The sequence below is a fragment of the Roseibium album genome (assembly GCF_965233825.1).
Taxonomy (GTDB): Bacteria; Pseudomonadota; Alphaproteobacteria; order Rhizobiales; family Stappiaceae; genus Roseibium; species Roseibium album.
The window spans coordinates 3,346,059-3,366,106 of the sequence record NZ_OZ247583.1; the positions used below are offsets into that span (position 1 = coordinate 3,346,059).

Sequence of the window (20,048 nt, forward strand, 5' to 3'; positions counted from 1 at the left end):
GGTGGCCTGTATTTCTGAACGGCATATCGCTCGGACGAAACGGTACTCTTTATGATGATAAATGGAAAGGGTTACCGCAGCAAATCGACCTTTATATGTGGGTTGCTCAAGTAAACATCGGAAAAACCCAGGGTGAATTCCCTGGTTGATCGGTTTCAACAAGGAACCGGGTCGGGTTCTACAGCATCAACCTGTGCGTCCGGTGACGACAAGTGCGAGATGTAAACTTCCCCTACGATCCGGATCAAAATCGTTGCTAAAACTGACGTGATTGCCATTCCCAAAATATTGGGTCCCGGTGCCATACGCAACAATCCGACTGTCGTGAGGCTGGCTATTCCTGGCGCAGCCATTCCGGTTAACATTGCTGTGGCGAGCCGTTTGCTCCTGTAACGCTCGAGGGGAGCGCCAAAGAGGCGGGCCAGTTTACGCAGCATGCGATCGACCACCACAGCAATTGCTGCAAGGTCTACCCATGGCATGGGCACAAGACTTGCGATGGCCGCGAAATTGGCGTGCCGCTCAACAATCAGGTTGGCCGACGACCTCCGGAAACTTTCTCTGTCAGGGCGGTTACCGCGACTTTCCTGTCGAGCATGAACAGCAACGGCGCGGGCGTCCTTGTCTTGGGAACGAACAGCCTTCTGGTCAGGTCCTGTCTTTTCCGGTTTTCCGCTGAGCGGCTCCTGATCTTGAGCTGGCTCTGCTTCCTCCGGTTCAAGGAAACTTTCAGGGGTGATCCGCCGCTGGGCCGTTTCCTCGGCATGGAGCGCGGAATTTGCAGCTTTGCGCAAATCGTCGAGCGTTCTTTGCGAGGTTCTGGGCAGTTTCTTGCTCATGCGCTGAGCGCCTTTTTTGTCGATATGAGCGCGTCAGCTTCATCCGCAATGTGCGCAATATCCCGCGCTGCGGGACCTTCCGGCGCGATCAGACTGGGCGTTGCGCCGAAAAGACCTGCTTCTGCGTAGGCGACGCGATTGTGCATTTCGCTTGTCAGCAAGGGAAATCCGCCGTCCTCAAGCTCACTGCGGACATGGCGTGAAATGACGCTGCCTTTAACGGTCTGTGTCAATACGCAGCGGAAAGTCGGTGCCCAGCCCTTGACCCCGCTCATCAGGGTTCGAACTGTATCCATCATACGATCCACATCCAAAGGTGAGGCTTTGACCGGGATCAGAACGATGTCAGCGATTGCAAGTGCCGCGATGGTGATGTCGCTGTCGAAACCGGGCGTGTCGACGATCGTGATACTGTGGGATGAACGTTGCTGCTTGATCGTGTTCCAGACAACCTTGTCGGCCTGTTCAAGTACGTTGACCCCGCCAAGCGCCTGATCGCGTTCCACAAGGCGGCTGGTGGACCGTTGGGGATCTGCATCGACAAGAAGCGGGTTCAGGCCCTTCAGATGCCAATGGACGGCGAGACAAGTGGCCAGAGTGGTTTTGCCGCTGCCGCCTTTCAACGAGGCAATGGTGACAACTGACCCGCTCATATGCCTCTGGCCCCGCTGATTCTAACTGATTTACCGGAAATTCTAGCAAAAACTGACCGGAAAACCACGGTCTTTGTAGAGGCCAGGGAGCAACCGTCTGCCTGGGCCTTGTCAGCCTTACTTTCCAGACAAAAGATAGGCTTGGATCCGCTGCGCTGCGTTCATGGAAATGTTTTCGGCAAATAGGGGATAGTCGTAGCTGTGATAGACCCCTTCCGGGAAAAACTTGGATTTGAGCCTGTCCGGATCTTCGGCGACAACTTCAAGGCCGCCATTGGCAATTCGGGCGGAGGCAAATCCAGGCAGGATCTGGTAGGTCCCGTTCTTTTCCATGAACACAGAGCCTCGGTTGCGTGAAGCAGGTGCCAGCGTATCCTCCCGCGTCCAGGTGAGAGGATTGACGACGATGGCGCCGGGAAAAATGACTGGTGACTCTTTCTGTTTGCCGGGCGCGACCGAGTTATAACTGACGAAGCAGCCGGTCTGGTGGGCAGCATCGCATATTTCGATACTCGGATTGTCACGAAGATCTTCATCAGTGATGGACCAGCCCACCACGTAACCGGCTATCAACTGGTCTTCGATGCCGATTTTGCCCCAATACTCCACCAGCAACTGGGTCAGCAGGTAAGATCCCTGGCTGTGGGCCGCCAGAATAAACGGTCGTCCCTTGTTGTAGTGCTGCATGTAGTGTTCAAAAGCTTGCCGGACATCGTGGACACCATACTCGACAATAACGTCCCTCTCGGGCTCGGACAGGTAGAACCCGGCCAGATTCATTTGCCGGTAAAGGGGGGCATAGAGGTTGGCCTGCCCGGAGAAAACCCGGGCTTCGGTTTTGATGCTCAATTCCGCGCTCGCGACAAGGTCTTTGCGGGAAATGTTCATCAACCAGGCGCTGTCACCCGTCAGAACCGTGGGATATAGCCACAAAATATCTATGTCGAACTGATCGGGATCCTCGGGTTTTGCGAGCCAGCTCGCCTTCTTGGAATAATCAGGAGCGGGGGGGACATCAGCCTTGGTAAAAGGGGGAAGACTGGGACGTTTTTCGTTTGCGGTTCCCGCAGAAGGCACGACAAACAAGATCGCTGTCAGAATGGCAATGCGCTTCGCGTTTCGGAAAAACACGGCCTCAAAAAATCGATACATGCGCCATTCCCGAGTTTCTCTGGATGTTGAACACCGTTACGAAGGTGCAGGCCAAATTGAACAACCAAAAGTAGCCCCTGTCCATGATTTCTCTGGTTCTTCCGCAGAACTCATTGGCTCCGGCTTTGATTTAAGAAGAGCAAATCAGCTGCCTTGAAGCTGAACCGATGATCCAATCATGGGCCTGAAAACATCGAAAACTCAGCACAAAGCTCACCGGTGCGAAAAACGCCCTGGAATCAATTCAATGCAGGAGAAGAAAAATGGTCGGAGTGAGAGGATTCGAACCTCCGACCCCCTCGTCCCGAACGAGGTGCGCTACCAAGCTGCGCTACACTCCGACATTTGCAGGGCTTCAGCTAAACCCATCGGGAACAGCGGGGCAAGCCCTCGCTGCGTGGAGGGTCATTTAGCAAAGCTCATCTGATCCCGCAAGAGATTTGCCGGTCCGCACATCACTTTTTTAAAACCGCCTGCAATACCAGAAGGATAGCCCCGGCGCACGCTCCGCGACCTGTTTGAACACCGGCCGAAGCACGGCGCAGAAATGAGCTAACGGATTACTTTGTCGGACCCGCTTGCCGGACCTGGGGAAAACTCCTGTGGCTGCGGGAACGATTGGGTTAGGGAAGGCTTGCGCTTCTGAAATGACCTCGCTATATAGCGTCTCCACGGCCTTGGGGTGTAGCCAAGCGGTAAGGCACCGGTTTTTGGTACCGGCATGCGCTGGTTCGAATCCAGCCACCCCAGCCAGTTTTTCCCAGTATATTCAACGATGAATTCGCATGCCTCCAGTGACATGTGCGGATATGTCGTGCCTGCCGAAATTGCACGCTATACATGGATGAGCTTGCCGTCGGGCCCGATGACGATGATTGCGCGCGAGCCTGGTGCACCGGTGGCAAGGCGTTTCAGTTCCGAATGAATGAGCCGGCTGTTTTGAATCGAAGAGACGATCACGGCCGCTGCGTCGATCGCCTGATCGGCCGCATATAGGACACGTTCCGCACTGAGCTGATTGGTTCGCGCCGCCTGGACCACTTCGGCGACAAGCTGCTCGGTTTTGTCAACGTGAGGGGGTGTTTGAGAGATGGATCCAGAAATGGACCCGAAGGACAGCAAAAAGGAGAGAAAGACCAGCCGAATTAATCCACGCACCGCAGCCCCCGATATGAATTAAAAAACGAATAAATTCATAACATATTGGGTGTGATACACTCGTGACTGCAATCATAGATGGAAGGTTGGTTTTTTGATGTCACAAGCTTCTGAACAAATAGACCAATTGTGGTCGTCATTGGTGAAGTACTCGACTGTCGCAAATGGAACAGCCCTCGCGCTTTCGCTTGTAACAGTCGGAAAACTATTTGGAGAAATTGATCCAGTCGCACCGGCCAAATTTCCAATTTGGTGCTTTTTTTTCAGTCTGTTGGCCAGCGGACTGCATCTCGTTACAAGCTATTTCCACAAACTGTGGTCTGCAAAAGAATCCCTTAGAGGGAAAGCTTTGATACTGGCAGAAAAAATTAAGTGCGCACAGGCCAAAGCACTGAGCAACGGTATCGTAAACGAAAAAGATACTGAGTTTAGTGAACTAGGAGAGGTGCTAAAACAAACGGCTGACGACTTGAACCATCCGGCATTCTTTGTGCCAGATAGAGGTGTCGAGCGTCTCAGAAATGCACAGGAACTCTTTTTTTGGGCATCTCATTTGCTGTTTTTTGTGGGTGTTTTCTTGATCATCTGGTCGATCTAGGTGACCACGCCAACCTCAGGATTGTGACTCGCATAATGTGCAATATGGAATGTTCTGAAAAATCGAATGCTGCCATTCGTTGCAATTGCAGCGAAAGCCCGGTTTGAGCCAATTTTGTTGAAAAACTAAGTGTTGCAAGCAGTGGTTTTGGCTGATTCAATTGCCTAAATGACGGAGGCTTGAATCGGATGATGGGGTCTAGGCAGGAGTTTCAAAGCGCTCTCTTTTGTGAGTTTTCCTTGGACGATCATGTGCCTGATGACCATTTGCTTCGCTCGATTGACCGGTTCATCGACCTTTCTGACGTCCGAGATCATCTGAAGCCGTTCTACAGTCATACCGGACGCCCATCCTTCGATCCCGAACTGATGATCCGGATGCTGATCATCGGATACACGCACGGCATTCGCTCCGAGCGCCGGTTATGCGCGGAAGTGCATCTCAATCTGGCTTACAGGTGGTTCTGCCGCTTGGATCTGACCGATGCAGTGCCTGATCACTCGACGTTTTCCAAAAACCGTCATGGCCGTTTTCGGGACAGCGAGCTGTTTCGCAAGGTTTTTGAGACAGTGGTCGCCCGTTGCATTGCCGAGGGTGTTGTCGGCGGTGAACGGTTTGCAACCGATGCCAGCCTGGTCGAAGCGGATGTGAACAAGCAGAATTCGACGGCCAAGGAAGAGTGGGACCTCGACAAGATCGATCCGCAGACTGCAGCCCGCGCCGTGCGCGAGTACCTTTTTGCCCTTGATGACGAAGCCTTTGGCGCCGCCACCGATGTGGCTCCCAAGTTCACGTCCCATGCCGACCCGTCCAGTCAGTGGACCGCCGCGCATCATGGTCCGGCTTATTTTGCCTATTCAAACAATTATCTCATCGACACGGACCATGCGATCATCGTCGATGTGGAGGCAAGCCGCTCGGTTCGCACCGCAGAGACCCATGCCACGATCTCCATGATCGATCGGGTGAAGGAGCGCTTCAACCTGTGGCCGGAACGGCTGATCGCCGATACGGCTTATGGCACTGCCGAGTTCTTGAACTGGCTTGTTGAGCACCACGGCATCGAGCCGCACATACCGGTGTTTGATAAATCAAACCGGACAGATGGCATCTTCGCGCGCGACGATTTCACCTATGATTACAGGGCTGACGCCTATATCTGCCCGTCCGGCAAGCAGCTGCTCAAAAGCCGGCGCGCGTTTCAGACGATCCGTCAGAAACCAAAAGACACAGGTTTTGCAAAATATGGCGCTTTGAAAGCAGACTGTGATGCATGCGCCTTGAAGGAAAAGTGCTGCCCCAAGAACTCACCACGCCGGATTACAGCATCAGAATTTGAAGGCGCACGGCAAATGGCGCGCGACATTGCCGAAACCGAAGAATACGCAATCTCATGCCGGCTCAGGAAAAAGGTGGAGATGCTGTTCGCTCATCTGAAGCGCATTCTCGGTCTCAGGAGGCTCAGACTACGAGGAACAAACGGGGCGAACGATGAATTCCTCCTCGCAGCAACCGCCCAGAACCTCAGAAAACTCGCAAAGCTCTTCCCAATCGAACAAACAACGAAGCCTGCATGACAGAGGCAGCCGTTTGCCAATTCTTGGAACCATACTCTGACAACTTGGCAGAGGACTTTTTCAACGGAATTAGCCCAACTTGACAGATGCTGCGGCGAGCATGGATGTCCGGTTTGGGAAATAGTAATTCTTAGTTGTGATGAATGAGAAGATCTCAAATGCTATATCAAGATTTGGTTTTTGAACTCGAAGTAGATGGCTCACTACGTGACATTTATGCCTTTAAAACGACGGTTGATGATTGGAACCGGCTGCTCAGCCTATCGTCTAGTCTGGGCAAAGCTGCTTATTTTTGCGACGGTGATGAAGCCCCACTTCCATCCACAGCCAACTCGATTTTCGACGATGCCGATCATTCGCATCTTCTCCGGATTAACCTTGGTGGCCTTTTCATCAACACTCATTTTTTCGTTGCAGATGAGATAGAGTTGGACCTCGATCCCCGTGAGATCACCTCGCAGGCTGATCTCGATCTTGTGCTCAATTTCTGCGCCAAAATTGGTCAAGAGATCAAACGCGACATCGTAATTACGCCCGAAAACCTTCCCGAAGTCATATACCTTTGTTACTTGGCAGACCAAGACAAATGGCAAAGGTTGGAACGTCCGTAAGTGTTCAGACGCTGGGTGGGTTGAAAGCCGGCATTCGGAAAAATTTCGTCAACGGCAGCTTTGTCCGCATTGCCGCCAATCCTGCGAAGAAAATCGAAAGTCCGCATTGGAGCAGCCGGTTGCGGCGGGCTCTTGAACAACTCCTGGGCGGAATTCTCATAACTTTGAATATGAAGGAGGATAGAGCGGTAATCCAGCGGTATTCGACACCTGTTTGAAGCGCTCTGAAACGGCCCTTCAACCCATCTTGAAAGTTCCTACCATGGCCAGTGCCTCGATTTTGCGACTTTGCCTGCTCACCGCAGAATTCCGCCAATTTTAGCGAGATGGGAACTGCCTTCCCAAAATCAGAATTAGTTCCCACCTTGAATTTGCGCGACTATTGATTCAATTGCACTTTTTCAGATGGCCCAAGACTTCGCTGTGCAGTGTTCCGTCATTTTAGCCACCCGAAGTTGCGCGCCTGGTCGCGGTTGATTTCGGGTTAAACGGCAGAAAACCGCCAGAAATCACCTAATCCCACTTAATCCCGGAAAAGCCCTTTTGGCCAAGTGTTCTTGCGCGTTACAGAAATTGCACAGAACGATGGAACCCGTGTTTGTGTCGGTGATGCAAACAGCAGGACGTGTGGGGGAGAAGGCTACGGAGTTGGGCTTCGACCCAAACGCGAAACACCCCAGCAGTGTTGCCGGGGTGCTTCTTGCTTAATGCGGTATAACCGAACCAAAATACGGTCCGGCGCCGCGATCATGTCAGAATGCGGCCCGGCTGGCAAATCGGGACCACGCTCTTTGCAAGGTAACCGGGGATTGTGGCTCCGGTGTCTGTGTATTTCACATTGTTGCTTCATGCCGGGTGGCGCCGGTGTCGGACACACTTGACGGCGCGACGGACAGCCTGCGAGGAGGAAACCCCTGAAGGCTGCATGTATCTCGCCGTTGGGTGCCGTATTCACTGACGTCTGGGGAGCTGGCTGGTGCAGACGATGGTCATCATGCAGATCCTCGACCCTTCAACCCCGTTTCTTGTTTGCGAATCAAGCAAGGGCGCCTGCGACGTCTGCTACTGTGTCCCGGTCGGGAATCTGTTTCTCGCATGGATCGTCCGTGGGCATCATTCACCTGGAGCCGGGCTGCATTCAATTGCGGGAGGCTGGCTGATGCCGATCGATGTGGGGACGCCGATGGTTGTCGGCATCGGATCGGCAGGCAGCACCGTTCCGCTGGCCACGGCGTTTGACCGGGACGAGCGCTACAGGAAGTGTGCAGGCTGAGCGGTGAACCGCGGGCGTGACGGAGGAAGCGCAGGGCTGCGGGTCTCCTGATCCTGCATCCGTGACAAGCGTTTCGGCTCAGCGCCGTTTACCGAACCCGGGTTTGCCGCCTGCTGGGCGCGCGGTTCTGACGGGTTGCTCGGATGCGGGCTTGTTCTTCTCGTCCATAACGCGCTTGCGCGAGAAATAGTTGTCCGGCGAATCTCTCAACTCGTCGATTTCCTCGGTGAGTGCGTCGTCTGATGATTTCAGGATCTGGGCACGCAGTTTTCCGACCGGCCGCTTTTCGCTGATGAATTCCACGCCACATCTGAGGCCTTCTTCCCAGCGGCGCTCGCAGGTCACCTCGAAATCTTCAAGATCGATCTGCAGGTCGAATTCCTGCGGCAGCAGATAGGCCTGTTCGAATTCCAGCTTTGCACCGGTATCGGACAGGTTTCGAATGATGCAGGGCACGGAACGCAGGCCTCGATTGAACAGCAACTTGCCCCGTTTCAAGGCACGGGCACGACGTGCACGTTCGTTGATGTCGCTCTCGGTCTCTTCGCTTGAAGTCAGCGGCTCTTGTTTTGCGTCGGGCATGTTCGTTTCACATCTCACGGTCATTCAGGGGCACTTAGTGCCCGGGAACATGACTCTTTTAACAAGAAGACCTTGTCATTCCGTGAATCGGAATCCGGCTCAGGTTTGCACCCCCTTATGAATAATCATGCGCGTCAGCGCCGTTTTCCAAAGGCCGGTTTTCCACTCACCGGTGGATGCTGGCGTTGTGACGCCTCGCCGGAAGTTTCCGCGTCCAGCGCGTCATCGTCTTCAAGATCATCTTCGTGATCTTCCTGCAAGGTGTTATCGGACGGCTTCAGCGTCTGGTAGCGTTGCTGCGGAACATTGCGTCTTTCACTTGTGAACATGACGCCGCAATTCAGGCCGGCTTCCCAGCGACGCTCGCAGGTGACTTCGTAGTCTTCCAGATCGATATAAAGTTCAAAATCCTTTGGCAGGATATAAGGCTGGTCGAATTCCAGCATCGCGCCGCCATCGGAAATATTCCGGACAACGCAGGGTATGGATCTCAACCCGTTCTGAAAGACCATCTTGCCTTTCTTGTAGACGCGGGCGCGCCGGGCGCGTGGCTTGAAATCCTCAAGCTCTTCATCTTCCGCATTCTGCTGCGGTGCAGGATTGACGTTCGACATGGTCATCTCGCGTAGGCTCGGAAATCTGTCGGCACCTATTGTCATTAAAGCGTAGTTGAAAGCGGTTTCCAATAAATGAATCTATCCCATCAAACGTTTAACTGTTTCCGAATTTTAGATTTTTCATGTGTAGATAACGAGTTATATTGATTTTCTCCGGAAAATTAACTAATGAAATTCTGACATTAACGTAAAAAGGTAAAAATGTAACTAAATTTGAAGTAATTTACGGTTGAAATTCGATGTTTCATTGCAATTTAATGAAGAGATTTGTTGCAGATTGCCTTTCCGGATTTTAGACTGGCGCGAAAACGTGCTTTCGCAATGCAGAAGAATAAATGATCCAGGTCCCGTGTTTTGCGAACTGCAGGAGGCATTCGAATTCAAGAACAGTCGTATTCCCCGCTTCGCAGGTTTGTGACCCGGAGTGCGGAACAATAGCCTTCGTCAGAGGGCCGATTGTTCGAAGCTTTTTCTTTTCAGGCACAATCGTGGAACGCCATTTCTTGAATTGATGCATGCGTTCCATTTACTTACGGACTTACAAATCCGGTACAACTCGCTCAAGATCGGCAGATTTTGGCGAACTAGAGGCGTTCATGACTGAAGACCAGATATCCTTATTGAGCCAGTTGGCAATTCGTGCTGGCGAGGAGATCTTAAAAATCTATGCCGAGCCGTTCGAAGTCGAAAGCAAGACTGACGGTTCTCCTGTAACCAAGGCAGATGCCGCGGCCGAGAAGATCATACTGGCCGGGCTTGCAGACGCGTTCCCCGACATTCCGGTGGTTGCCGAGGAAGCTGTCGAAGCAGGCAATCTTCCCGCCGTCGGCGATGTCTATTTCCTGGTGGACCCGCTAGACGGCACCAAAGAATTTCTCAAGAAGAACGGTGAATTCACCGTCAACATCGCCCTGGTAGATGCCGGCGTGCCGGTGTTCGGCGTGGTTTATGCCCCGGTTCTTGGGGAGATCTACTGGGGAAGTGCGCAAGGCGCGTTTGCCGGTCGTGTCCAGGACACCAATAACATCGAAGACGTTCAAGCGATCGCGGTGAATGCACCCCGGCAAGACCTGACGGTTGTCGCAAGCCGGTCCCACATGTCCGACGAAACAGCTGCATTCATGCACAAGCTGCAAGTCAGTGAAATTGTTTCGGTCGGATCTTCGCTGAAACTGTGCTGGGTGGCTGCCGGGAAGGCGGATCTCTACCCGCGGTTGGCTCCCACCATGCAATGGGACATAGCGGCGGGAGATGCCGTCGTGCGCGCAGCGGGCGGGGCCGTCGTTCTTGCGGACACTGGTTCTGATTTCGTTTATGCGATGCCGGAAAATGCCACCAAGGACGATCTCCGCAACTCTCACTTCATTGCCGTCAGTGCTAGGGAGCTTTTGCCCGGGTTTGCTCCCGTTCTTTAGCGGGCTGCCACAATATTGACAGGACAGGTCCAGATAAGGCCGGTTCGCCGGACACAACGGAAAAGTGAACATGAATATGCAATCTCACGGGATCACGCCCGAGCGCCTCAGCAACCTGAAGCGTCTGGAAGCGGAAAGCATCCACATCATCAGGGAAGTGGCGGCCGAATTCTCCAATCCGGTGATGCTATACTCCATCGGCAAGGATTCCGGCGTCATGCTGCACCTTGCAATGAAGGCGTTTTACCCCTCCAAACCACCTTTCCCGCTGCTGCATGTCGACACGACCTGGAAATTCCGGGAGATGATCCAGTTTCGGGACGATACCGCCAAGCGTCTGGGACTGGATCTTCTGATCTACACCAACCCTGAAGGTCTTCAGAAAAACATCAATCCGTTCGATCACGGCTCATCCGTTCACACCCACATCATGAAAACGGAAGCCTTGAAACAGGCACTCGACAAATACGGTTTCGATGCCGCATTTGGTGGCGCTCGCCGGGATGAAGAAAAGTCGCGCGCGAAGGAACGCATGTTTTCATTCCGCAATGCCAGCCATGGCTGGGACCCGAAAAACCAGCGTCCCGAACTCTGGAACCTCTACAATGCCCGTGTTGCCAAGGGTGAGAGCATCCGGGCCTTCCCGTTGTCCAACTGGACCGAGCTCGATATCTGGCAGTACATCCTGACCGAGAACATTCCGATGGTCCCGCTCTACCTTGCGGCCATGCGACCGGTGGTGGAACGAGACGGCATGCTCATCATGGTTGATGATGACCGGATGAAGCTGAATCCGGGCGAGATCATCCAGGAAAAGAAAGTTCGTTTCCGCACTCTCGGCTGTTACCCGCTGACCGGTGCCATTGAATCCGATGCTGACACGCTCCCCGCCATCGTTCGTGAAATGTTGATCGCCCGCACATCGGAGCGGCAGGGCCGCCTGATCGACAAGGACGAAAGCGCGTCCATGGAAAAGAAAAAGCGGGAAGGATATTTCTGAGATGACTGCAGATGTAAAAGAAGCCGCGGAAACGGCGGTCACGGACTATATCCTGGCGCAGGAAACCAAGGACCAGCTGCGTTTTCTCACATGCGGGTCTGTGGATGACGGCAAGTCGACACTTATCGGACGCCTGCTGTTCGACACCAAGCTGATCTTTGAAGACCAGCTGGCCGCGCTTGAGCGCGATTCCAGGAAACATGGCACGGTCGGGGAAGACATCGATCTTGCGCTTCTGGTCGACGGTCTTGAAGCCGAACGCGAGCAGGGCATCACCATCGACGTTGCTTACCGTTTCTTTGCAACGGACAAGCGCAAGTTCATCGTCGCCGATACCCCGGGGCACGAACAATATACCCGTAACATGGCGACAGGGGCTTCAACGGCGGATCTTGCCGTTCTGCTGGTCGATGCCCGCAACGGGCTGCTTGTGCAGACCCGCAGGCACGCTTTCATCGCTTCGCTGCTCGGCATTCGGCACGTTGTGCTGGCGATCAACAAGATCGACCTCGTCGAATATTCTCAAAGCCGTTTCGATGAAATCCGCAAGGAGTTCGAGGTTTTCGCCAATGGTTTCGATTTTGAAACGCTGCAGGCGATCCCGATGTCCGCCCGGTTTGGCGACAACGTTACGGCCAGAGGGCAGCATATGGACTGGTATTCCGGCCCAACGCTGCTGGAGCATCTGGAAACCGTCGAAGTCGGCGAGCATGCGCTTGAGGCGCCATTCCGCTTTCCGGTGCAGTGGGTCAACCGGCCCAATCTCGACTTCCGTGGATATTCCGGCACGATAGCCAGCGGGCGTGTATCAGTCGGCGATGAACTTGTCGTTGCCGGACCGGCAAAGATGTCCAGGGTCAAGAACATAATCGGAGCAGGAGGTGAGGTTCCGGAGGCCGCCGCAGGCGAAGCGGTCACGATCACGCTGGAAGACGAGATCGACATTTCGCGCGGTGATCTTCTGTCCACGACCGCTCATCGGCCTGATGTAGCCGATCAGTTTGCTGCACACGTGATCTGGATGAGCGACGAGCCGCTGCTGCCGGGCCGCCCGTATCTTCTGAAAATCGGTACCCGGACGGTGACAGCGACGGTCTCCGAGATCAAGCACAAGATCAACGTCAACACCTTCGAGCATGTCGCAGGCAAGACGCTGGAGCTGAACGAGATTGCCTTCTGCAATTTCGCGCTGTCTTCGGCAGTTCCGTTCGATCCGTATGAGGCCAACCGGTCCACCGGGTCCTTTATCCTGATCGACCGCATGTCCAACGCGACGGTTGGCGCCGGCATGATCTGGTTTGCGCTGCGTCGGGCAAGCAACATTCACTGGCAGGCGCTCGACGTCGACAAAGGTGCCCGATCCGAAAAGCTGGGCCAGAAACCGGCGGTTCTCTGGTTCACCGGCCTCTCCGGTTCGGGAAAGTCGACCATAGCCTCGATCGTCGAAAAGAAGCTGCACATTGACGGTAGGCACACATACACGCTGGATGGCGACAACGTGCGCCACGGTCTCAACAAGGACCTCGGTTTCACAGACGCTGATCGCGTGGAGAACATCAGACGCGTTGGCGAGGTTGCCAGGTTGTTCACCGATGCCGGTCTGATCACCCTGGTATCCTTCATTTCTCCCTTCCAGTCCGAACGGCAACTGGCCAGGGACCTGATGGGAGAGGGCGAATTCATCGAAGTCTTTGTCGATACGCCGATCGAAATCTGTCGCCAGCGTGACCCCAAGGGCCTTTATGCGAAGGCGGATCGTGGTGAGATCAAGAATTTCACCGGGATCGACAGTCCTTATGAAGCGCCGCAGACCCCTGAAGTTCACCTGAAAAATGTTGACCGGGAACCGGAGGAAATTGCCGAGGAAGTGATCGCCTATCTGCGCGAGCGGGGTTTCCTGGGAAGCTGAGCAAAGGGAATGTCTGTCCCGCGGACTGAAAATTGAACGGCGCGGCCTCCGCAAAATGGGGGCCGCGCCGTTTGCTTGGGGCACAACACGCGGCCGGACGGGTCTTTGGGCCCCGTCGGAAGCAGCCCCAAACGGACTTTGCCGTTGCCCGGGAACAAGAAGCACTTTAAGACGCCATCGACTATTCCGTTTCGGCGAAGGGACGACGGGCGCAAATGAAAACCGTACTGGTGACCGGCTCCTCGGGGTTTATCGGCTATTTCCTGTGCACGCGTCTTTTGAAGGACGGGTTCAGAGTCATCGGCCTTGACGCGATGACGGATTACTATGATGTCCGGCTGAAGGAACGCAGGCAGCAGATGCTCCTGCAGCACGAGCATTTTCAGGCGATCAACGACAGGATCGAGGCATCGGACCTCCTGATGACCCTGTTCCGGACGGAAAAGCCGGATTTTGTCATCCACCTTGCGGCACAGGCAGGTGTCCGTTACTCGATTGAAAATCCCCGTTCATACCTTGAAAGCAACATCGGCGGCACGTTCGAGCTTCTCGAGGCCGCGCGGGCCTTTCCACCTGAACATATGCTGCTGGCGTCAACATCGTCCGCTTATGGTGCGAATGAGAACATGCCATATACGGAGACGGACAAGGCCGACCATCAGGTGTCGTTCTACGCCGCGACCAAGAAGGCGACCGAGTCGATGGCGCATTCCTATGCCCATCTCTACGATCTGCCGATCACGATGTTCCGCTTCTTTACCGTTTATGGCCCCTGGGCGCGACCGGACATGGCACACCACAAGTTCGCAAAGGCCATCCTCGAAGGGCGGCCGATCGACGTCTATAACTTTGGCGACATGAAACGGGATTTCACCTATGTCGAGGACCTTGTCGAGGGGATCCGGCTGTTGATGGATGCCGTCCCTGTGCGTCCCGCTGACGGTGAAGAGGTTCCCGAGGGCGACAGCCTGTCACCGGTTGCGCCCTGGCGGGTCGTCAACATAGGCAACTCCACAAGCGTGCAGCTGACGGAGTTCATCGACGCAATCGAGGCGGCGATCGGGAAAAAGGCGGAACGCAATCTGATGCCGATGCAGCCCGGTGATGTCGTGGCAACCTGGGCGAATGCTGATCTGTTGCGCGAGCTCACAGGCTATACGCCCAGAACGTCCGTGAGGGACGGCATCGCCAAATTTGTCGCCTGGTATCGTGACTACTATCAGGTCTGATCATCAGCTTCCGTTTGCCGGACGCTGGCACACGTCGACCCATTGCGCGTCGGTAATTTCGGCCATGCGATCCGGTGCAATTCTGACCGCGGCATTCGTGGCTCCAGCTGCCGGGATTACTATTTCGAAATCCTTCAGCGAGATATCGCAATAGACTTGCAGCGGTTGGGCAAGTCCGAACGGGCAGACCCCGCCCACCGGATGTCCCGTGAGTTTTTCGACTTCTTCGAGACCAAGCATTTTCACCTTTCCGCCGAAAGCCGCCTTGGCCTTCTTGTTGTCCAGGCGAGCATCGCCACGGGCAACAACCAGAATGACCCTGTCCTTCAACTGAAATGACAATGTCTTTGCAATCTGGCCGGGAGACACGCCATGCGCCGCTGCGGCGAGGATCACTGTTGCGCTGCTCTCGTCCGTCAGGATGATTTCGAGCTCGGGTGCCGCATTGGCAAAATGGTCGCGTACACTTTCTAGGCTCATGAGAGAGTAGATTTCCAATGTTGTTGAAGAGATCGTAAATTTTGACACTGAATGTTTATTAAAACAATCAACAGATACGCAAACAAGTTGTGTATATTTTTAATTTTATCCTATCGAAAATTAAGAATGCATTCATACTGAATTTAAACGTGAGTTAAACACTTGCTCCGTAATGTTTATTAATAAGGTACCGGAGAATAATGTTCCTGCGCTAGACCGCGCAAAAGTTTCGAGGATCGCCAGTATGGCCAGAGCCATGACAGCCGTCAGGGAAGTTCGTAACCCGGATTTGGGAAGAAGCGAACCTGCTGCGCTGTCGAAACATCGCGGTACGGTTGCAACCCTCTCGTTTCTTGTGGCGAAAAATCTTCTGTTCTGGGGCTCCGTTTCGCTCAGCCTCTACTGGCTCTATGCAGTCACCACTTTCCTCTGACCGTAATTCAGCGTTCGTCATCCCCTGAGATCAAAATCGAAAATGCGGGTTCTAACCCGGATCGCATCAACAATGATGGGTTAGCCTTTTCTCCAGTTGTCGTCCTTTAGATGATTTGCACCGAAGTGGTGTGTTGGCCGAAAGGTCTGCGGCAGTTCGTGCTGAGGTTTGCCTTGCGCAAATTCGGAGACCAGGCAATCGGCGACAAGATGCGCGATGCCGAACGAGATCTTGTAGCCGCCTGTAGCAGCGTAAACTGCGTCAAAGCCGGGAAGTCTTCCCACCAGCGGATCGCGCTTGTTGCACCGTGGCCTGATGCCGGCCCAATCGGTCAAGACCTCCCGACCTTTCAGTGAAGGACAAAAACTTGTCGCTCGTTCGATCAGCTCGGACGTACGCGCCGGTGAGGGGAACGCATCTTCAAATGTCCGGTCGGACGTGCTGCCGATGGCGACAGTTCCGTCGCCATGCGGAACAACATAGAGCCCGTCGCAGTAGATCGCCGGTTTGTCCTCAAGGCCCCTGCCGTCGAGCAGCAGCGCCTGACCCTTTTCCCCGCGTCCGATTTTTTCACCGGTAAACTGTTCAATCAGGTCGAATGCCGCAAAACCTCCACAAATAACGAGACGTTTGGCGGATAGAGAAGCTTGCCCCTCAACAAGCACTTCGCCTGACTTGTCTTCGAAACCCACGACCCTTGCGCCTTCGCGCAATTCTCCGTGCTGTTTGGCATATGCTGCAAGAGCCGATAGATATCTTCGCGGGGAGACACGTGCTGCCAGCGTCTCATAAACAATGCCATAGGGTGCCGCTGCACCGTTCAGCCAGTCGGACCGGCTCCCCGCAGGCTCGACCGCATACGAAAAGCCGGTTTCGTCCGGGTGCCAGCGCAATTTGCTTTCTTCGGCACGTTCCAGATGATGCTCAAGCTTGTCCGTTGTCGTCAGCGGCAGAATGCGACCGCAGCGCTTGTAACCACAATTGAGACCGGTGTCTGCTTCCAGCGCTTGAATATGGTTTTCCAGCGAGAGAAGTGCCTGAAACTGAAATTCCTTTTTAGGGTTCCACCGCGCCGGCATATGCGGCATCAGGGCGCCGAGAAGTCCGCCACTCGAACCGGCACCGACACGCTCGGTTTCCAGCACGACGGTGCGCAGGCCTGCCCTGATCGCCTGACAGGCAATGGCAAGGCCAAAAATTCCGGCGCCGGCAATGGCAATATCGAATGGGGCGGCAGACGGTGACGCCATGTCGGAGGGCTTCCTGGGATTGATTGCCTAGACCGGCTCTCATATGAGAACACGGCACGCTTGGCAAAGGAAATAAGGCACTTGGAAAGATGACGGCGCAAGACCCCAAACAGAAAGACACGTCCAGGGAGCCTTCAGGTGCACCGGACCTGAAATGGCTGGAGGGCGAGGTGCCGCTGGCCCGGGGTTTTGACGACACCTATTTTTCCAGGGCCGGGGGCATGGAAGAGACCCGCCACGTCTTCTTGGACGGCAACGGCTTGCCGGAGCGGTTTGAGGGGCGTCAGGCTTTCACCATCGCAGAATTCGGCTTCGGAACCGGTCTCAACTTCCTGACAACGCTTGCAACGCTCGCCGGCATGAGCAGGCCCCCCGGGCTTCATTTCATCTCGTTTGAACTCTTTCCGATGACGGCCGGTCAGTTGGAACGGGCCCTTGCCGCGTTTCCGGTGCTTGCTGAAACTTCGGCGGAATTGATCTCGAAATGGGCACCGAAACCGGGCTGGAACCGGATGACGGTCTCAAAGGCAGATCTTCTGCTCGGGATTGGCGATGCAAGAGATTTGATTGCAGATCTTGTCGTTGAAAGCGGACAAGTGCCGGTGGATGGAACGGTCATCGCACCCGTCGATGCCTGGTATCTGGATGGTTTCAGTCCCGCGAAAAATCCTGAACTCTGGGATGCGGACCTTCTGGCGAGTGCCGCGACACTGACCGCGAGGGACGGTACACTCGCATCCTACACGGCTGCAGGCTGGGTTCGCCGCAATCTGCATTCGGCCGGATTTGCCATCGAAAAGAAAGCGGGTTTTGCGGGGAAACGCGAGATGGTCGTCGGACGCAAGAGTTGATCCGGTCTATTTTTCGGAAGCTGCTATCCCGGTGATCCATTCGCGGAAGATACGCATTGCACCGGTTTCCTCGCGTGACTTCAACCAGGTTAGCCAATAGCTCCCGGTCTCAACGCCGGTTTTGAATGGTTGCACGATCCGTCCGGCCCTGAGGTCCCGTTCAAAAAGGCGGGCGGGAACAAGACCTATCCCGGCTCCCTGCGATACCGCCTCAACGATGGAAAGCGATGAATCGAAGATCCAGCCGCGGCTCCTTGGTGGAGCAAGGGCTGCTGCCTGAAACCACAGTGTCCATTCATTCAACCTGTAGGACCGAAGCAAGTTTTCGCGCAGAAGATCAGCAGGTTCTCCAATACGGTCCGCAACTCCCGGTGAGCAGACCGGATACAGCTTGGCATCAAACAGGCTTACGGCTTCCGTTCCGTGCCAGGCGCCATCACCGAAACGGATGAAGCAGTCCAACCCATCCGTTAGCAGGTCGGCGCGGTTGTTGTTTGTCTTGAGGCGGATATCGACCTGCGGATGCGACTTGGAAAAATCCTGCAGTCGCGGCAGAAGCCAGCCGGTGGCAAAGCTGCTCACCACGCCGACGGTCAGAACGTCCCGAAAGTTGCCATCCTCGAACCGGCTGAGCGCTTCGCTCATGCGGCGAAAGGCATCGGAAAGCACGGGAAGCAGTGCCTGGCCTTCATCTGTCAGCGTGACACCGCGGGGTTGCCGCTTGAACAGCGACACCTGCAGTGTTTCTTCAAGTGCCTTCACCTGGTGGCTTACGGCCGTCTGGGAAACGCGTAGTTCCAGCCCGGCCCTCGTGAAACTCTGCAGCCTTGCAGAAGCCTCGAAAGCGCGAAGGGCGTTGAGTGGTATCCTGGATATGTCCACGGGCTTATGGCCTAGTTTTTCTCATGTCTGATACCACCATTCATCATTTGTCTTATGCAAATGGCAAGCGCAATGTCTGTTGGACCAGTTGCAGTCCTCACGGGGGCGGGTTGTAGCGGGCAATATATCTAATTTCCTGGAGATCATGATGACATTGAGCATCCACAAGAGTGCCCTCGTAGGCATTCTTCTTCCATTTTTGACACTGGGGTCTGCTCAGGCGGCCGATTTCAATCCTCGTCCCGTAGCCAAGGCGATCGAGGACATCGAGACTCGCCTGTCGGCAAGGGTTGGTGTTTCGATCATTGATACTGAATCGGGAAAAACCTGGTCGCATAAAGGTGACGAACGGTTTCCGATGAACAGCACTTTCAAGGCTTTTCTGTGTGCCGCCTTGCTCGATGCAGCCTCAAACGGGACTGTTGACGCGGGCCGCGAGGTAGTGGTGGAGGAAAGCGATATCGTTTCTTATTCACCCGTCACTGCAAAACGGGTCGGCGGTGCAGGTTTCACGATTGAGGACCTTTGCAGGGTCACGGTCACCATAAGCGACAATGCTGCGGCAAACATCGTCATGAAGGAGGTCGGCGGGCCCGATGGCGTGACAGCCTACCTCAGAGGCATCGGAGACGATATCTCCCGCGTGGATCGCTGGGAACCGGAGTCGAACACCGGGATCCCCGGCGATGACAGGGACACAACGACACCAGATGCGGCGGCCGAAACGCTGAGGAAACTTGTTCTTGACGAGACCCTGGCGGAAGATGCCAGAGCCAAGCTCACGGGCTGGCTCGAAGGCAACAAGGTTGGAAACAGCACGCTACGCGCCGGGTTGCCCGAAGGCTGGCGCATCGCCGACAAGACAGGTGCAGGCGCCAACGGGTCGCGCAACAACATTGCCGTTATCTGGCCCGAAGGCCGCAAACCGCTGGTGATCGCAATCTACATCACCCAGACAACTGCGGCATTCGAAGCCCGCAACAAGGCCATCGCCAGCATCGCGCAAGCGCTCCCGGCTGCTCTTCAGCCATGATCGGGCATCCAACCGAGACCAGGGCCGGCCGTTTCGAAAAGCGGAAGACAATGACAAGTCAACAGAACTGCCTTGCGTGCCTGCCGGCAATCTTTGTTGCGCTTGTCCTGTTCAATGCCATTGCGGTTGAACATGCACGGGCAAATGAGAGAGAAGACAGGCGCAAGGAGAATTGCGCCCGCTATCAGGAGATGGTTGCCGAGGCCGAAATCCGGGTCGGAACAAAGGGACTGACATCGGATCTGATGGAAAAAAACCTTGAGTTCGTGAAGGCCGGATGTCTGTCCAATCTCAGGGCATGTCCGGTATCCGGACCGGACTTTGAATTCGTCAATCTTCTCACGATGATGACGATCAGCGCAAACATGGGAAGTACGTTTTTGCCGTTTGGTTGTCCTGCCCGGGCCAGTCAATAGCCTGGAGAGAAATGCGCTGGTGGATATCAGTGGAAGAACGAAGCAAATCGGCGCGCTTGCGTGCGCCGATCATCTTGAGAGACAAGGGGG

At 54.8% G+C, this 20,048-nt stretch carries 21 protein-coding genes and 2 tRNA genes; 13 read left to right on the forward strand and 10 right to left on the reverse strand.

Annotated elements, in window-relative coordinates:
• Nucleotides 1-155 precede the first annotated feature (155 nt).
• The 4 genes from ACO6TI_RS15245 to ACO6TI_RS15260 form a co-directional block, all read right to left on the reverse strand.
• Nucleotides 156-839 (reverse strand): DUF697 domain-containing protein, encoded by a 684-nt coding sequence (locus tag ACO6TI_RS15245; RefSeq protein ID WP_422385232.1) that lies wholly within the window; start codon nt 837-839, stop codon nt 156-158.
• A complete protein-coding gene (locus ACO6TI_RS15250) occupies nt 836-1,492 on the reverse strand; it encodes an AAA family ATPase (protein ID WP_196896036.1) in 657 nt (218 codons plus the stop codon). The genes ACO6TI_RS15245 and ACO6TI_RS15250 overlap by 4 nt, the downstream gene beginning before the upstream one ends.
• A 117-nt stretch (nt 1,493-1,609) precedes the next feature.
• Entirely contained in the window at nt 1,610-2,644 is a 1,035-nt protein-coding gene (locus ACO6TI_RS15255) for a DUF3089 domain-containing protein (RefSeq protein WP_422385233.1), read from the reverse strand.
• A gap of 264 nt (nt 2,645-2,908) precedes the next feature.
• Nucleotides 2,909-2,985: transfer RNA gene (locus ACO6TI_RS15260), tRNA-Pro, on the reverse strand.
• Between the two features lie 337 nt (nt 2,986-3,322).
• On the opposite strand from ACO6TI_RS15260, the gene ACO6TI_RS15265 reads away from it, so the two are divergent.
• A tRNA-Gln gene (locus ACO6TI_RS15265) sits at nt 3,323-3,397 on the forward strand.
• An 81-nt stretch (nt 3,398-3,478) separates the two neighbouring features.
• On the opposite strand, the gene ACO6TI_RS15270 is transcribed toward ACO6TI_RS15265, so the two are convergent.
• Nucleotides 3,479-3,802 carry a hypothetical protein gene (locus ACO6TI_RS15270; protein WP_422385234.1) on the reverse strand — a complete coding sequence of 108 codons (324 nt, stop codon included), beginning with the start codon at nt 3,800-3,802 and terminating at the stop codon, nt 3,479-3,481.
• Nucleotides 3,803-3,899: 97 nt separating this feature from the next.
• Here ACO6TI_RS15270 and ACO6TI_RS15275 point away from each other — a divergent pair, with 97 nt between their 5' ends.
• The 4 genes from ACO6TI_RS15275 (at nt 3,900) to ACO6TI_RS15290 (ending at nt 7,861) form a co-directional block, all read left to right on the forward strand.
• Nucleotides 3,900-4,400 carry a hypothetical protein gene (locus tag ACO6TI_RS15275; protein WP_422385235.1) on the forward strand — a complete coding sequence of 167 codons (501 nt, stop codon included), beginning with the start codon at nt 3,900-3,902 and terminating at the stop codon, nt 4,398-4,400.
• A gap of 188 nt (nt 4,401-4,588) precedes the next feature.
• Nucleotides 4,589-5,977, forward strand: a complete 1,389-nt coding sequence (locus tag ACO6TI_RS15280) for a transposase (RefSeq protein WP_422385236.1) — start codon at nt 4,589-4,591, stop codon at nt 5,975-5,977.
• Nucleotides 5,978-6,135: 158 nt separating this feature from the next.
• Entirely contained in the window at nt 6,136-6,588 is a 453-nt protein-coding gene (locus ACO6TI_RS15285) for a hypothetical protein (RefSeq protein ID WP_422385237.1), read from the forward strand.
• Nucleotides 6,589-7,564: 976 nt separating this feature from the next.
• The gene (locus ACO6TI_RS15290) at nt 7,565-7,861 is read left to right on the forward strand and encodes a hypothetical protein (RefSeq protein WP_422385238.1); all 297 of its coding nucleotides are present in this window, start codon (nt 7,565-7,567) and stop codon (nt 7,859-7,861) included.
• A gap of 78 nt (nt 7,862-7,939) precedes the next feature.
• Here ACO6TI_RS15290 and ACO6TI_RS15295 read toward each other — a convergent pair whose 3' ends face one another.
• Both ACO6TI_RS15295 and ACO6TI_RS15300 read right to left on the reverse strand, forming a co-directional pair.
• Nucleotides 7,940-8,443, reverse strand: coding sequence for a PilZ domain-containing protein (locus tag ACO6TI_RS15295; RefSeq protein ID WP_104703087.1), 504 nt, complete (start codon nt 8,441-8,443; stop codon nt 7,940-7,942).
• A gap of 134 nt (nt 8,444-8,577) precedes the next feature.
• Nucleotides 8,578-9,057, reverse strand: coding sequence for a PilZ domain-containing protein (locus tag ACO6TI_RS15300; protein WP_196878417.1), 480 nt, complete (start codon nt 9,055-9,057; stop codon nt 8,578-8,580).
• A 599-nt stretch (nt 9,058-9,656) separates the two neighbouring features.
• Between ACO6TI_RS15300 and cysQ the strand changes: the two genes are divergently transcribed.
• The 4 genes from cysQ (at nt 9,657) to ACO6TI_RS15320 (ending at nt 14,613) form a co-directional block, all read left to right on the forward strand.
• On the forward strand, nt 9,657-10,475 hold the full coding sequence (cysQ, locus tag ACO6TI_RS15305; protein WP_104702966.1) for a 3'(2'),5'-bisphosphate nucleotidase CysQ: 819 nt from the start codon (nt 9,657-9,659) through the stop codon (nt 10,473-10,475).
• 70 nt (nt 10,476-10,545) lie between these two features.
• On the forward strand, nt 10,546-11,475 hold the full coding sequence (gene cysD / locus ACO6TI_RS15310; protein ID WP_104702967.1) for a sulfate adenylyltransferase subunit CysD: 930 nt from the start codon (nt 10,546-10,548) through the stop codon (nt 11,473-11,475).
• Nucleotide 11,476: 1 nt separating this feature from the next.
• Nucleotides 11,477-13,384, forward strand: coding sequence for a sulfate adenylyltransferase subunit CysN (gene cysN / locus ACO6TI_RS15315; RefSeq protein WP_422385239.1), 1,908 nt, complete (start codon nt 11,477-11,479; stop codon nt 13,382-13,384).
• Between the two features lie 215 nt (nt 13,385-13,599).
• Entirely contained in the window at nt 13,600-14,613 is a 1,014-nt protein-coding gene (locus ACO6TI_RS15320; protein WP_422385240.1) for a GDP-mannose 4,6-dehydratase, read from the forward strand.
• A gap of 3 nt (nt 14,614-14,616) precedes the next feature.
• On the opposite strand, the gene ACO6TI_RS15325 is transcribed toward ACO6TI_RS15320, so the two are convergent.
• Entirely contained in the window at nt 14,617-15,093 is a 477-nt protein-coding gene (locus tag ACO6TI_RS15325; protein ID WP_422385241.1) for a YbaK/EbsC family protein, read from the reverse strand.
• A gap of 244 nt (nt 15,094-15,337) precedes the next feature.
• On the opposite strand from ACO6TI_RS15325, the gene ACO6TI_RS15330 reads away from it, so the two are divergent.
• Complete coding sequence (locus ACO6TI_RS15330; RefSeq protein WP_055112071.1) at nt 15,338-15,526, forward strand: hypothetical protein; 189 nt, start codon at nt 15,338-15,340, stop codon at nt 15,524-15,526.
• 80 nt (nt 15,527-15,606) lie between these two features.
• Here ACO6TI_RS15330 and ACO6TI_RS15335 read toward each other — a convergent pair whose 3' ends face one another.
• Nucleotides 15,607-16,776, reverse strand: a complete 1,170-nt coding sequence (locus tag ACO6TI_RS15335; RefSeq protein ID WP_422385242.1) for an NAD(P)/FAD-dependent oxidoreductase — start codon at nt 16,774-16,776, stop codon at nt 15,607-15,609.
• An 89-nt stretch (nt 16,777-16,865) separates the two neighbouring features.
• Here ACO6TI_RS15335 and mnmD point away from each other — a divergent pair, with 89 nt between their 5' ends.
• Nucleotides 16,866-17,627: a tRNA (5-methylaminomethyl-2-thiouridine)(34)-methyltransferase MnmD gene (mnmD, locus tag ACO6TI_RS15340; RefSeq protein ID WP_422385243.1), complete on the forward strand. Its 762-nt coding sequence runs from the start codon at nt 16,866-16,868 to the stop codon at nt 17,625-17,627.
• 6 nt (nt 17,628-17,633) lie between these two features.
• Here mnmD and ACO6TI_RS15345 read toward each other — a convergent pair whose 3' ends face one another.
• Nucleotides 17,634-18,509, reverse strand: coding sequence for a LysR family transcriptional regulator (locus ACO6TI_RS15345; protein WP_196878413.1), 876 nt, complete (start codon nt 18,507-18,509; stop codon nt 17,634-17,636).
• A gap of 145 nt (nt 18,510-18,654) precedes the next feature.
• Between ACO6TI_RS15345 and bla the strand changes: the two genes are divergently transcribed.
• On the forward strand, nt 18,655-19,542 hold the full coding sequence (gene bla, locus ACO6TI_RS15350; protein ID WP_422385244.1) for a class A beta-lactamase: 888 nt from the start codon (nt 18,655-18,657) through the stop codon (nt 19,540-19,542).
• Between the two features lie 50 nt (nt 19,543-19,592).
• On the forward strand, nt 19,593-19,958 hold the full coding sequence (locus ACO6TI_RS15355) for a hypothetical protein (RefSeq protein ID WP_422385245.1): 366 nt from the start codon (nt 19,593-19,595) through the stop codon (nt 19,956-19,958).
• Nucleotides 19,959-20,048 lie beyond the last annotated feature (90 nt).

Bases quoted from the DNA above. Each gene is read 5' to 3' on its own strand.
- cysN (WP_422385239.1), top strand. From the start codon at position 11,477: ATGACTGCAGATGTAAAAGAAGCCGCGGAAACGGCGGTCACGGACTAT.
- mnmD (WP_422385243.1), top strand. From the start codon at position 16,866: ATGACGGCGCAAGACCCCAAACAGAAAGACACGTCCAGGGAGCCTTCA.
- ACO6TI_RS15285 (WP_422385237.1), top strand. From the start codon at position 6,136: ATGCTATATCAAGATTTGGTTTTTGAACTCGAAGTAGATGGCTCACTA.
- ACO6TI_RS15355 (WP_422385245.1), top strand. From the start codon at position 19,593: ATGACAAGTCAACAGAACTGCCTTGCGTGCCTGCCGGCAATCTTTGTT.
- ACO6TI_RS15295 (WP_104703087.1), bottom strand. From the start codon at position 8,443: ATGCCCGACGCAAAACAAGAGCCGCTGACTTCAAGCGAAGAGACCGAG.
- ACO6TI_RS15280 (WP_422385236.1), top strand. From the start codon at position 4,589: ATGATGGGGTCTAGGCAGGAGTTTCAAAGCGCTCTCTTTTGTGAGTTT.
- cysD (WP_104702967.1), top strand. From the start codon at position 10,546: ATGAATATGCAATCTCACGGGATCACGCCCGAGCGCCTCAGCAACCTG.
- bla (WP_422385244.1), top strand. From the start codon at position 18,655: ATGATGACATTGAGCATCCACAAGAGTGCCCTCGTAGGCATTCTTCTT.
- ACO6TI_RS15300 (WP_196878417.1), bottom strand. From the start codon at position 9,057: ATGTCGAACGTCAATCCTGCACCGCAGCAGAATGCGGAAGATGAAGAG.
- cysQ (WP_104702966.1), top strand. From the start codon at position 9,657: ATGACTGAAGACCAGATATCCTTATTGAGCCAGTTGGCAATTCGTGCT.
- ACO6TI_RS15325 (WP_422385241.1), bottom strand. From the start codon at position 15,093: ATGAGCCTAGAAAGTGTACGCGACCATTTTGCCAATGCGGCACCCGAG.
- ACO6TI_RS15255 (WP_422385233.1), bottom strand. From the start codon at position 2,644: ATGTATCGATTTTTTGAGGCCGTGTTTTTCCGAAACGCGAAGCGCATT.
- ACO6TI_RS15245 (WP_422385232.1), bottom strand. From the start codon at position 839: ATGAGCAAGAAACTGCCCAGAACCTCGCAAAGAACGCTCGACGATTTG.
- ACO6TI_RS15335 (WP_422385242.1), bottom strand. From the start codon at position 16,776: ATGGCGTCACCGTCTGCCGCCCCATTCGATATTGCCATTGCCGGCGCC.
- ACO6TI_RS15320 (WP_422385240.1), top strand. From the start codon at position 13,600: ATGAAAACCGTACTGGTGACCGGCTCCTCGGGGTTTATCGGCTATTTC.
- ACO6TI_RS15330 (WP_055112071.1), top strand. From the start codon at position 15,338: ATGGCCAGAGCCATGACAGCCGTCAGGGAAGTTCGTAACCCGGATTTG.
- ACO6TI_RS15275 (WP_422385235.1), top strand. From the start codon at position 3,900: ATGTCACAAGCTTCTGAACAAATAGACCAATTGTGGTCGTCATTGGTG.
- ACO6TI_RS15250 (WP_196896036.1), bottom strand. From the start codon at position 1,492: ATGAGCGGGTCAGTTGTCACCATTGCCTCGTTGAAAGGCGGCAGCGGC.